A 13,333-nucleotide genomic window follows, 5' to 3' on the forward strand; every position below is an offset into this window, starting at 1 on the left:
GAGGAGGCCGCGCACACCGCGAAGACGAAGATCGACGAGGCGTCGGACGCGGGTATCCACAACCGCAAGTGGTGGGAGGAGGTCGGGGACTGGTTTTCCGACAACTGGGACACCATCGTCGCGGTCTGCAAGGTCGTCGTCGCGGTCGTCGGCATCATCGCGATGATCATCGGAGGGCCGATCCTCGGCGCCATCGTGCTGATCGCCGCGCTGGTCGTCCTCGCCGACACCCTCAACAAATACGCCAAGGGCCAGGCCTCCCTATGGGATGTGGCCTTCGCGGCACTGGACTGCATCCCCGGCGGCAAGGGCCTCACCAGCCTGGGCAAACTCGCCAAGGGCATGAAGGCCCTCGGCAAGGGCGGACTCAAGGGCATGGCGATGGGGCTCAAGGGACTGGGCCCGCGCATGAAGAACCTCGGGCGGCCGATGAAGAACCTCTTCACCTGCGGTGATCCCATCGACATGGCGACGGGCCAGATGGTGATGTCGATACCGGATGTCTCCCTGCCCGGCGTTCTGCCCCTGGTCGTGCAACGTACTCACCGGACGGGCGTACGAGCAGGACGTTGGTTCGGGGCGGACTGGACGTCCACCCTTGATCAGCGGCTTCTGGTCGATGGCGACGGCATCCGGTTCATCGCTGACGACGGCGCCGTTCTGTACTACGCCGTGCCCGAAAGCGGCGAGCCGATGAGGCCGATCCTCGGTCCCAACTGGCCGCTCAGCTGGGATGGCACCCCGGACGGCGAGATCAGGGTGTGGCAGCCGGAGAGCGGCACGACGCTGCGATTCACGTCCGTGCCAGGTGGACGGGCCGCGGAGCTGCCACTGGTCGGCATCGAGGACCGGAACGGCAACACCGTCCAGATCGGCTATGCGGCCGATGGCTCCCCGGCGGAGCTGGTCCACCACGGCGGATACCGGCTCGGTATCACCACCACGTCGGGCCGCGTCACCAGGCTCTCTCTCCTCAGCGCTCCCGAGCAGCCCTGCCTGGCGACGTACGAGTACGACGAATACGGACGCCTTGTCGGTGTCACCGACTCGTCCTTGGTGCCCCAGCGCTACAGCTACGACGACCGTCAGCGGCTCACCGGTTGGCAGAGCAGGGAAGGCGACTGGTACCGCTACGCCTACGACGACGCGGGCCGCTGTGTCCGTACGGGCGGCGTGGACGGTGTCCTCGCGTACTCCTACGCCTACGACGACGAGTCACGCACCACGGTCGCGATCGACTCGCTCGGCCACTCCATGGCGTACCGCTTCGACGATTCGTTGCGGCCCCTCGCCGAGACCGACCCTCTGGGGCACACCACCACACGGGAGTGGGACGACCTCGGCCGTCTGACGTCCCTCACCGATCCGCTCGGCCGTACGACGTGCTTCAGCCATGACGCGGTGGGCAACGTCACGAAGGTCGTTCGTCCTGACGGTGGCGCCGTCGTCACCGAGTACGACGAACTGAACCTGGTCACCAAGGTGACGCAGCCGGACGGCAGTTCTTGGGAGTCGATCTACGACGATCGCGGCAACCGTGTGGCCGTCGTCGACCCTCACGGCGCCACGACGTCGTTCACGTTCGACGACCGTGGCGGCCTGACCGGCATCACGGACGCCCTGGGCATCCGGCAGCAGACCGTCGTCAACGACGCGGCAGGGCTGGTCGTCGGCACAGCGGACGCGCTCGGCGCCGGCACCTCGTTCGTGCGGGACGCCTTCGGCCGGATCACCGAGCTCACCGATCCCGCCGGTGCTGTCACACGGGTCGGCTGGACGGTGGAGGGCCAGATCTCGTGGCGAGAGCTGCCGAACGGGACCGTGGAACGTTGGTCGTACGACGTCGAGGGCAATCCCCTCGAATACCAGTCGTCGACGGGCCGCCGCACCATCTACGAGAACACCCACTTCGATCTCTGCTCTGTGCGTGAGAACGAGGACGGGACACTGGAGCGCTTCGCCTACGACACCGAGCTGCGGCTTCGAAGTGTCACCAACGGGGCAGGGCAGAGCTGGAATTACGAGTACGACCCCGTGGGTCGCCTGGTCAGCGAGACGGACTTCAACGGCCGCACACTGACCTACCGTTACGACGCCGTCGGCCTGCTGATCGAAAGGACCAACGGAGCCGGCCAGGTCACGGCGTTCCGTCACGACGTGCTCGGCAACGTCGTCGCCATGGACGCCGACGGCGTGGGCGCAACGTACACGTATGACCCGCTGGGCAGGATCGTCCACGCGCGCAACGCGGACGTCGAGCTCGACATCGAGCACGACGCGATGGGACGCGTCCTGAGTGAGTGCTGGAATGGGCACGAGGTCCGCAGCGAGTACGACGTCAGCGGACGCCGCACTTCGCGGACGACACCGAGCGGTGCGATCACGCGCTGGACGTACGAGCCCGGCCGACGTTCGCTGGTACAGCGGATGGGGCGGCACGACGTCACTTTCCGGTACGACGTGGCAGGTCGCGAGATCGAGCGCGTACTCAGCGACACCGCGCGTCTGACCCACGAGTGGGACGCGGACCGGCTGCGGACCACGCAGTCGCTGCGGACGGCCGGCGCCGGCGACGTGATGCGTCGGACGTACCAGCACCGTGACGACGGCGGTCTCGTCCGGGTGGTCGACGCACGACACGGCGAGCGGTCGTTCGAGCTGGACCAGGCAGGGCGGGTTACCGCCGCGCTCGGCGGCGGAGGAGGAGGGGACGAGCGCTACCGGTACGACGCCCTCGGCAATCTCACCGGCTTCGCTACGTCCGCGCCCCTGCGCGATGAGGAGGCGGGGCCGGGCGACCGGGCGTACTCCGGAACTCTCATCGAGCGGGCGGGACGCACCTTCTATCGACATGACGGCCAGGGGCGGGTGGTCCGTCGTGTCACGAAGCTGCTGTCCGGCGGCAGGCGCGAATGGCGCTACACCTGGAACGCAGAGGACCAGCTCACGGACGTCCTCACCCCGGACGGCCGTCATTGGCACTACGTGTACGACCCGCTGGGCCGGCGCGTGGCCAAACAACTGCTCGGCGACGACGGTACGACGGTCACCGAGCAGGTCTCCTTCTTCTGGGACGGGGACCAGCTCGCGGAACAGACGGACGGCTCCGTCAGCACGTCGTGGGACTGGGGCAGCGAGACAACTCCGGTCGGGCAGCGCGTACGTGGCGCCGGGCCCGTCGGACCGGACTCGCCCCAGGAGGAGATCGATGAGCGTTTCTATGCGATCGTCACCGACCTCCTCGGGACACCGACGGAGTTGGTGGACGAGGACGGTGACGTTGTCTGGACCCAGTCGTCGACCCTTTGGGGCGTTCCTGTCGGGCGGGCAGGCAGTGATCATGTCAACTGCCCATTGCGTTTCCCCGGCCAGTATTTCGACGCTGAAACCGGGCTTCATTACAATCACCATCGCTACTACGAGCCGAGCACAGCTCGTTACCTGAGCCCCGATCCCCTGGGTCGCACACCCGCGCCGAACAACTATGCCTACGTAAAGAATCCCCTGCAGTGGATGGACCCGCTGGGTCTGAAGGCGCCATGCATGGTGGATCTGTATCACGGGACCATCAGGAAATATGCGGACAGTATCGCCAACGACGGAATCGACCTGATGGGAAGTGGCCGGGCCATGGACTTCGGCAGGGGCGGTTTCTACGTCACCAAGGACCCTCAGCAGGCATTGGTCTGGGCGAAGCAGCTGGCTGACAAGCGAGGGGGCCTCCCCGCGGTCGTGCACTTCAAGGTCCCGAAGAGCGAGCTCGACAACCTGGGCGGCAAGATCTTCGATGGTCCGAGCGACGAGCTCGCGTCCTTCATCAAGCACCACCGTACTGGTGGTGCCATGCACAGCTACGAGATGGTCGAGGGCCCGATGCTCAGGAATGTCAGAAGGTTCGTGAGCGGCAAGGCCGCTCCGGAATTCTTCGGACATCAAATAGCGATCTACTCGGATCGTGCTGCAGACCTTTTCAATAATTCACTTCATCGCGTGGTGGGGCCGACATCGTGAGAACCGAAGAATTCCTGATCAGCCTCGACGAGGAAATGCTTGAGTATTTTCGCGAAATGGTGGACGTTCTGACGGAACGCTGTGGAGTCTCCCGGGCGGAAGCCGTCGCCAGGATCAACGAGAGGTACGCGCGGAACGAGATGAGCACTCTCGAACAGAACCTCATGACGCACGAGTTCCCGGAGTTCTGGGCCTACGGCGCGTACTACCTTCCTGACGACCAGGACCGGCTCCCGACCGGGGACGCCGAGGCGGACGCGGGAATCGACTTCGCGCAGTTGCCGATCCGTCCGGCACCGCCCAAGGACTCGGCCTGTTGGACTCTCGGGTGAGACCGGGGCCCTGACGCACGTGGCGGCGGCGATGGCTGTCGGCCACCGATCCCGGAGTCTGCCTCCTCGTCAACTGAAGTTTCCCCGCCCGTGGTTGATCCCATGGGCGGGGTATTTCGTTTGCTCGGTAGCAGGTTCGAATCGTTATGCGTTGTGACGCAAGTCACTACGGGCGTGAAGGTCGCGGAGAGTAGCCCCCAAACAGGGCACATGTTGAAATTTTGAGCGAAATCCGATGGCAGCTACAACGAGTTCGCTACTTTTGGGCGTCACGCCTACCCGTTGCGCCGGATCTTATGCGTTGCCTGTGCAGAGTCGGAGTAGCTACAGTCCCGACGTCTTCATTCGAACGGGGTTTTGAACGGGGAGGCCAGTCCTCGTCCCGCAGTGGAGACACCCATGAACTCGACCACTTCATAGGGGGACTTGTGTCTTCAATCGGTAAGAACCTGACTCGCTTCGCCGTAGCCGCCTCCGCCGTCGCCGCGTTGGGTGTCGTCGTGCCGAGCACTCCGGCGGCCGCTGCTTCCGCGACGGTCTGCGGCACCGGGTACGTGTTCAACGACGCCAAGGCGCTGCCCAGCGCCACCAACCGCCAAGCGACGCTCTTCTTCTACATGAAGGGCAACAGCGCCTGCGCGATCCTCGACAACAACACGACCGGCGCCAAGTACATGGACCTTCAGATGTATCCGGGGGACACCAAGTCGGCCGGCGAACGCGACCACGGCAACTTCTCGGAGTACGCGGGTCCGGTGCACAGCAGCACCCTCGCCAGGGGAGGCCGCTGCGTCACCATCACCGCGCTCATGAAGAACACGGCGAGCAGCACCTCCAACCTCGTCAACTTCAAGGGCGGCTACGTCTTCTCCGTCGACAACGACGATTCCGAGTGTGCCTGACCAGCACACCGACAGCGCCGGGTCACCTGACCCGGCGCTCGGCATTGCGGATCCGAAACCTCAAACAAATCGGGGAACCCCTGCCTTGAGATCCAGGCGACAACTTCACAGACCTCTGGTCGTCATAGCGGCGTGCACCGCGTTGAGCGGTGGCCTGCTCAGCGCCGTTCCGGCGTTCGGCGCGCCGGACGCCGGGCCCGACTCGACAACCGGGTCCGGCCGGACCACGCAATCAGACTCGGCCGCCGCGGCCCAGGGCCCCTCCGGCTCCGGCCGGATCAAGGACCCGGGCAAGAAGCTCGGCACCGGGTGGAAGTCCTCACCCGACCGTGCCGTCACGGCCGCCGCCGACGCGGACGGCCTGCACCTTCTCGTGGCCGACTCCAAGGACGCGTACGGGTGGAAGACCGCCGCGATCCTTGCCGAGCCCGGTATGCCGGCCGATTCCTGGATCGGCAACCAGTGCCTGATGGACCGTGACCACGCGGCCGTCGTCTACGCGCCGCGTACCTTCACCAACAAGCCCGACCTGTTCCAGGGCGGCGCGTTCACGGCGATCGTCAACACCAGCACGGGTTCGGTCACCAAGCTCGGGTTCACCGCCTCGCTGGCGTACTTCGACCCGACCTGCAACACCTCCGCCCACACGGCCGCCTTCACCTCGTACCGGGACATGAACGACCCGGCCGCGGTGAAGACCCGTGTGGTCACCGTGAACACGGCGGGCAAGCAGCTGACCCAGGCGTCGGTGCACGGCGAGGTCACCTCGGCCGCGCCCGTCACCGGCGGCGCCATCGGCGCGGTCGGCCGCGATCTGGTGCGCCTCGGCGACACCGGCAAGAGCAAGGCCGGGAAGACCAGCAAGGTGACGTCCGTCGACGCGGTCGCCTTCGACATCCGGCCGCTCGACGCCCAGGGCAAGCAGCTCGCCTTCGTCGAGCGCGGCAACAAGAAGCACACGGCGAAGATCTGGCGCGGTCACGGCAGCCCGGCCACGGTCGCCACCGGCGCTCCCGGCGCGCTCGACCTCGCCGCCGGCGCTCCCGGCAAGGCGTTTCTGACCGGCAAGCCGACCGGTGCCGTGCACACGAAGGGCACGGGCATCACCCGGCTCGACGCGCCCGCCGACTCCGATGTCTCCACGCAGGGCCGACTCGCCGTCGACCCCGTCCTCATGCCCGGCATGAGGGCGGGCCTGGCGCACATCGCGAACGCCGGCCGCGGCTTCACCAAGGCCCAGGAGGCCAAGCCCGACAAGGCGGCGGCCGAGTCCTCCGTCCCGCCGAAGACGTTGGCGAAGACGGAGTCGGCCACCATCACCTCCACCGCCACCACCACGGGCACCGAGGTGACCCAGCAGGTGACGCCGCAGGTGGCGGCCGGTACCCAGGAGCCCTCGCCCGCCCTGAAGAGCGGCACCAAGCCGGTCACGGAGACCGCGCCCGCCGGCATGGGCACCCAGATGGAACGCACCGTCGCCACCACCGCGACGGACACGGACGCGGCGCACGAGCCGACCGACCCGGACCGCTGGTGCTCGGTCTCCCGCAACGACGTCAGCGTGCAGGCGCTCCAGCCGACCTCGAACCAGGTCGAGTGGGCCGCCGACATGGCCGTACGCGGCAACCTCACCTCCGGGTACATCCGGCAGGGCGGCTACCGCGACCAGGCCGGTCTCGGCACCATCGACCCGCAGGGCCTCTTCCCCCGGCCGACGCTGGACGGCAAGGCCGGCGCCCAGATCCCGGTCAACGTGCTGCTCGGCATCCTGTCCCAGGAATCGAACCTGTGGCAGGCCGAGTCCGGCGCGGTTCCGGGCCAGATGGGCAGCCCGCTCGCCGCGGTCGACGGCTACTACGGCCACAAGACCGGCGGCACGGTCGCCGACTTCTGGAACATCCACTGGGACAAGTCCGACTGTGGCTACGGCGTGGGCCAGGTCACCGACGGCATGCGCATGGCGGGCCACGAGAAGAAGGACGAGACGGCTCTCTCCCCCGGGAAGCAGAAGATCGTCGCTGTCGACTACGCGAGCAACATCGCCGCGTCGATGAAGATCCTCGCCGACAAGTGGAACGAGGTGCACAAGGCCGGCCAGACGGTCACCGTCAACAACGACGACCCGTCGAAGGTGGAGAACTGGTTCACCGCCGTCTGGAACTACAACCTCGGCTTCAACCCTCCCGGTGCTTCCGGCACCGCGTGGGGCCTGGGCTGGTACAACAACCCGGCCAACCCCGTGTACAAGAACGACAACCCGTTCATGGACACCACCGTCGACTCCAACGCCAACCACGACGCGGCACACCCGCAGGACTGGCCGTACGAGGAGAAGGTGATGGGCTGGTCCGCATGGTCCACCGACACCGGTTTCTCCTACGCCACCTCCGGACGCCAGGACTGGCAGGGCGAGTCCGGGTTCTCCTCGGTGGGCTTCCGTCCCGCCTGGTGGATCGACAACCTCCAGCGTTCCTTGGTCTCACCGCCCAAGAGCACCTTCTGCAACAGCAAGAACAACTGTGACCCGGGCAGCCCGCCGGACTGCCCGGACGCCGAGTGCTACAAGAAGTACTGGTGGAACCAGTCGAACGCGACGTGGAAGGTCGGCTGTGCCAGCACCTGCGGCAACGAGAACATCAAGTACCAGTCGCTCATCGCCGAGCCGGGACGCGGCTACCGGCTGAAGAACGGCACCCCGGTGTGCAGCGGGGCCCCCTCGGGCGCCAAGGTCGTCGCCTCCGTACCGAACGGCACTCCGACCTGGAGCGACTGCGGCAACGTCAAATCCGACGGCACCTTCCGCTTCACGTTCTACGCGGACACCGCGGGACAGTACGAGGCCAAGGCCGACCTGCACCAGATCGGCGGCGGCTACGGCGGTCACTTCTGGTACACGCACACCCGCGACGCCGACCACCTGGGCGGCACCACCTCCGGCCCGCTGACGGTCCGCGGCACGTGGATCCCGAACGGCAGCTTCGATCTCGCCCAGGTGTGGGTGCACGTGCCCGACACCGGAGCGCAGGAGAAGCGCGCGCACTACGAGATCAGCGGTGCCGTCGGCGGTCCCTACGACCGCTACATCAACCAGGACGGCAACAACAACAAGTGGGTCTCGCTGGGCGCCTTCAAGTTCGACGGCACCCCGAGCGTGTCCCTGTCCAACTACACGCCCACCGGGTCCGCGGACAGTGACGTCGCCTACGGTGCCGTCGCCTTCCAGCCGGTGCAGGGCACGTTCGTCCACCGCACCCTGACGGCGGCCTCGGTCTTCGACCCCAACCAGGAGCTCAACTCCAACTGGCCGGTCACCGAGCTCAACACGCCCATCCGGTCGATGAAGGCGCTCTACGACTGGGGGACCGAGGTCTCCGCCGGGACGAACGGCGGCCCGCTGTGGGACGGCACTCCCAGCAACGAGGTGTCGGACAACGGTCTGACGTCGTGGACGCGATGCACGACCGAAGTGAACATGGACGAGTGCACGGGTCCCAAGACCTATGACGCGGGCGACGCCTGGGCCAAGAACGTCAAGGCCGGCGGTTACACACCGAACGCCGACGGATCGGTGCCGTCGATGTCCATCCCGATGTGGATGGGCATGTCGAACACCCGCCCGAGCCTGTCGGCGTCTCCCAGCCAGGCGTTCCAGGACCCGAACAGCTACAAGATCAAGAGCGATGTCGACGTGACGTTCGTGAAGGACGGCACGGGACACGTCATCCCGGGCAGCGAGAGCGCGAGCTACGACGTCCGGGTCGGCAACGCCCACCTGCCCACCTTCGTCACCCAGCTGATCAAGGCGATCTCGGCGGACTACCACATCGCCGTCCCCGACCTGACGTACACGACCCCCGACGCCCTGGAATACGGGCGCACCTACACCGCCGATCCGCTGGTGGACGGGGACACGCCGGGACAGGCCTACCTCCCGCACCTCAGGGGCGCGCGGGTGAACTCGGACAACACCTGCGTGGACATCCGCGCCGTGGGCGGAGGCGTCCACGGGTATCGCGCGATGATCGGCCACCACTCCATCAACGACAACGTCAAGGCCTGGCTCGACAAGGTCAACTCCAGCCCCGACACCAACTACTCGGTGCGCAGGGCGGCGGGGGACATCTACTCGATGTTCTTCAAGAACTCCGGTGACTGGAACAACAACATGTGGGGCAGCATGATCGGCAACGCCCCGCCGATCTGGCACGACATCGCCGCCGCGTTCTGCGCGGACGGCTCCGTGAAGCCCACGCACCTGGAGACGAACAAGGACGCGGACCCGAGCAACGGCATCGTGTGGCAGAGCTACATGCCCGACCTCTACGTCTACGTCGACGGAAAGATGACGGACGACCTCGGCCGTCCGTCCAGCGGCAAGGTGCACACGGGGGACTGGAGGAACTTCTCCAACCTGCCCCCCACCTCTCCCAACGGCAACGGGTTCGACGACTGCGACGCCTCCGGAAGGGGAAGCGGCGGTAACCCGTGGAACGTGGACGCACCGGTTCCGTTGATCGGCGACGGCCCTGGAAACCGGCCGACGAGCGTCATCCACTGTGACGATCCGGACAACCGCTTCACGGTCAACGTGACGCCGTGATCACGGATCACTGAATGACAGGGGGTCGGGCCACAGGCCCGGCCCCCTGCTTCATTTTGTGTCCGTGACAGCACTCGGAGTGACGGCCGAGGCGTCCTGGCCCCTGGCCCGGCGCCGGAGGCGCGGGCCGTAGGCGCATCGGGTTTGACCTGCGTCACTCAAGGGGTACGATCCTCGGCTCGATTGGCCAGGCCCCTGCCCCGTATGGCAGACTGTCGGAGTTGCTCGGTCGAGCGCCGATGCTGCACGCCTCCCGTCGGGGGGACCGGAAGCGAGTCCCACAGTACTCGTCGCCCCAACTGCCGTAAGGCAGCGCTGGAGCGGACGTACGGGAATCTTCCGGGAAGTGTCAGCGGGGCGCGGGCCAGGCGCCCGGTGGGTGTCTCACCCCCGGTCCTGCGGTTGCTTTCGGGCGAGCCGCGTCCCTCGCAGGGAAATCCGTTTACGGATATCTGTGCGGCAGGAGCGCGACACACCCGACCGCGTGGGTCGGAGGAGGGGACGCGAACCCCCGGGTACCAGAGCGTTTCACTAGACAAAGGACTACTAGTAGCCATGGCGGGACAGAAGATCCGCATCCGGCTCAAGGCCTACGACCACGAGGTCATCGACTCCTCGGCGAAGAAGATCGTCGAGACGGTGACCCGCACTGGTGCGTCGGTCGCGGGCCCGGTGCCGCTGCCCACTGAGAAGAACGTGTACTGCGTCATCAAGTCGCCGCACAAGTACAAGGACTCGCGCGAGCACTTCGAGATGCGCACGCACAAGCGCCTGATCGACATCCTCGACCCGACGCCGAAGACCGTTGACTCCCTGATGCGACTCGACCTCCCGGCCGGTGTCGACATCGAGATCAAGCTCTAAGGGTCGGTGATCTGAGAATGGCTAAGCAGATCAAGGGCATCCTGGGCGAGAAGCTCGGCATGACGCAGGTGTGGGACGAGAACAACCGTGTTGTTCCGGTCACCGTCGTCAAGGCCGGCCCCAACGTCGTGACCCAGGTCCGTACGAACGATGTCGACGGCTACGAGTCGGTCCAGATCGCCTTCGGCGAGATCGACCCTCGCAAGGTGAACAAGCCCCTCAAGGGTCACTTCGCCAAGGCCGACGTCACTCCCCGCCGCCACCTCGTCGAGATCCGTACCGCTGACGCCAGCGAGTACACCCTCGGCCAGGAGATCACCGCCGAGACCTTCGAGGCCGGCGTCAAGGTGGACGTGACCGGCAAGAGCAAGGGCAAGGGCTTTGCCGGTGTCATGAAGCGTCACAACTTCAAGGGCCTCGGCGCCGGCCACGGTGTCCAGCGCAAGCACCGCTCTCCCGGCTCCATCGGTGGCTGTGCCACCCCGGGCCGTGTGTTCAAGGGCGTCCGCATGGCGGGCCGCATGGGCAACGAGCGGGTCACCACCCAGAACCTGACCGTTCACGCCGTTGACGCGGAGAAGGGGCTGCTCCTCATCAAGGGAGCCATCCCGGGTCCGAACGGCGGCCTCGTCCTGGTCCGTACCGCGGCCAAGGGGGCCTGAGGACATGAGCACCATTGACATTCTGTCGCCCTCCGGCGACACCGCCGGGACCGTTGAGCTCCCGGCCGAGATCTTCGACGTAGAGAAGATCAGCGTTCCGCTGCTTCACCAGGTCGTCGTCGCACAGCTGGCCGCTGCCCGTCAGGGCACGCACAAGGTCAAGCGTCGTGGCGAGGTCCGCGGTGGTGGCCGCAAGCCTTACCGCCAGAAGGGCACCGGCCGCGCCCGTCAGGGCTCGACCCGTGCGCCGCAGTTCGCCGGCGGTGGCGTCGTTCACGGACCCACGCCGCGTGACTACTCGCAGCGGACCCCGAAGAAGATGAAGGCCGCGGCCCTGCGCCACGCCCTCACCGACCGGGCCCGCAACGCTCGCATCCACGTCATCACCGGCGTGATCGAGGGCGAGACCCCCTCCACCAAGGCCGCGAAGAGCTTCCTCGGCAAGGTCAGCGAGCGCAAGAACGTGCTCCTGGTCATCGAGCGCTCCGACGAGGCCGCGCTGCTTTCCGCGCGCAACCTGCCCCAGGTCCACATCCTGGAGCCGGGCCAGCTGAACACGTACGACGTTCTCGTCTCGGACGACGTGGTCTTCACCCAGGCCGCTTTCGAGTCCTTCGTGTCTGGCCCCCAGGCCGCTGACACCGAAGGGAGCGAAGCCTGATGGCTACGCGTCACCCGAGCATCGCCTCGAAGGCTGCCAAGGCAGCCAAGGCCGCGCGCGTCGCCAAGGCGAAGCGCCACGCCACCGAGGGCAAGAACACCGTCGAGACCCCGATGAGCAAGTCCTTCACGGACCCCCGTGACGTGCTGCTCAAGCCGGTTGTCTCGGAGAAGAGCTACGCGCTTCTCGACGAGGGCAAGTACACCTTCGTCGTTGCGCCCGGCTCCAACAAGACGCAGATCAAGGAGGCCGTCCAGGCGGTCTTCTCGGTCAAGGTCACCGGGGTCAACACGATCAACCGCCAGGGCAAGCGCAAGCGGACCAAGAGCGGCTTCGGAAAGCGTGCGGACACCAAGCGCGCGATCGTGACCCTCGCTGAGGGCGACCGTATCGACATCTTCGGCCAGGCCTCCTAACGGAGCGCCCTGGTCCGAATATCGGACGAGGACTGAGAAATGGGAATCCGCAAGTACAAGCCGACTACGCCGGGCCGTCGTGGCTCCAGCGTCGCCGACTTCGTCGAGGTCACGCGGTCCACGCCGGAGAAGTCGCTGGTCCGCCCGCTGCACAGCAAGGGCGGCCGTAACAACGCCGGTCGTGTGACCGTTCGCCACCAGGGTGGCGGACACAAGCGCGCCTACCGAGTGATCGACTTCCGTCGTCACGACAAGGACGGCGTGCCGGCGAAGGTCGCGCACATCGAGTACGACCCCAACCGCACCGCGCGCATCGCGCTGCTGCACTACGCGGACGGCGAGAAGCGCTACATCCTCGCCCCGCGCAACCTGCAGCAGGGTGACCGCGTCGAGAACGGTCCCGGGGCCGACATCAAGCCGGGCAACAACCTGGCGCTCCGCAACATCCCGGTCGGTACCACGATCCACGCGATCGAGATCCGTCCCGGTGGCGGCGCCAAGTTCGCCCGCTCCGCCGGCGCCTCGGTGCAGCTGCTCGCGAAGGAGGGCACCATGGCCCACCTCCGCATGCCCTCCGGTGAGATCCGCCTGGTCGACCAGCGCTGCCGCGCCACGGTCGGCGAGGTCGGCAACGCCGAGCAGAGCAACATCAACTGGGGCAAGGCCGGCCGCATGCGCTGGAAGGGCGTTCGCCCGTCCGTCCGCGGTGTGGCGATGAACCCGGTTGACCACCCGCACGGTGGTGGTGAGGGCAAGACCTCCGGTGGTCGCCACCCGGTCTCCCCGTGGGGTCAGAAGGAGGGTCGTACTCGCTCGCCGAAGAAGGCATCGAGCAAGTACATCGTCCGCCGCCGCAAGACGAACAAGAAGCGCTAGGAGCGGGTT

General features: G+C 66.7%; 9 protein-coding genes. All 9 read left to right on the forward strand.

The features are described from left to right. The coding region (locus ABZS97_RS00005; RefSeq protein ID WP_356131373.1) for an RHS repeat-associated core domain-containing protein at positions 1-4,011 on the forward strand (4,011 nt) is incomplete at its 5' end. Positions 4,012-4,067: 56 nt separating this feature from the next. Beyond that, positions 4,068-4,343, forward strand: a complete 276-nt coding sequence (locus tag ABZS97_RS00010) for a hypothetical protein (protein ID WP_356131376.1) — start codon at positions 4,068-4,070, stop codon at positions 4,341-4,343. A 428-nt stretch (positions 4,344-4,771) separates the two neighbouring features. Then, on the forward strand, positions 4,772-5,245 hold the full coding sequence (locus ABZS97_RS00015) for a hypothetical protein (RefSeq protein WP_356131379.1): 474 nt from the start codon (positions 4,772-4,774) through the stop codon (positions 5,243-5,245). 85 nt (positions 5,246-5,330) lie between these two features. After that, positions 5,331-9,845, forward strand: a complete 4,515-nt coding sequence (locus tag ABZS97_RS00020; RefSeq protein WP_356131382.1) for a hypothetical protein — start codon at positions 5,331-5,333, stop codon at positions 9,843-9,845. Positions 9,846-10,400: 555 nt separating this feature from the next. Further along, positions 10,401-10,709, forward strand: a complete 309-nt coding sequence (gene rpsJ, locus ABZS97_RS00025) for a 30S ribosomal protein S10 (RefSeq protein WP_003948644.1) — start codon at positions 10,401-10,403, stop codon at positions 10,707-10,709. 17 nt (positions 10,710-10,726) lie between these two features. Continuing rightward, positions 10,727-11,371 carry a 50S ribosomal protein L3 gene (gene rplC, locus ABZS97_RS00030; RefSeq protein ID WP_356033220.1) on the forward strand — a complete coding sequence of 215 codons (645 nt, stop codon included), beginning with the start codon at positions 10,727-10,729 and terminating at the stop codon, positions 11,369-11,371. A 4-nt stretch (positions 11,372-11,375) separates the two neighbouring features. Then, on the forward strand, positions 11,376-12,032 hold the full coding sequence (gene rplD, locus ABZS97_RS00035; RefSeq protein WP_356131385.1) for a 50S ribosomal protein L4: 657 nt from the start codon (positions 11,376-11,378) through the stop codon (positions 12,030-12,032). Further along, a complete protein-coding gene (rplW, locus tag ABZS97_RS00040) occupies positions 12,032-12,448 on the forward strand; it encodes a 50S ribosomal protein L23 (protein WP_356131388.1) in 417 nt (138 codons plus the stop codon). The genes rplD and rplW overlap by 1 nt, the downstream gene beginning before the upstream one ends. Positions 12,449-12,487: 39 nt before the next feature. Then, positions 12,488-13,324, forward strand: coding sequence for a 50S ribosomal protein L2 (gene rplB / locus ABZS97_RS00045; RefSeq protein WP_356131391.1), 837 nt, complete (start codon positions 12,488-12,490; stop codon positions 13,322-13,324). The last annotated feature ends 9 nt before the right edge of the window (positions 13,325-13,333 follow it).

It is taken from the genome of Streptomyces sp. NPDC005485 (assembly GCF_040606085.1).
Classification (GTDB): domain Bacteria; phylum Actinomycetota; class Actinomycetes; order Streptomycetales; family Streptomycetaceae; genus Streptomyces.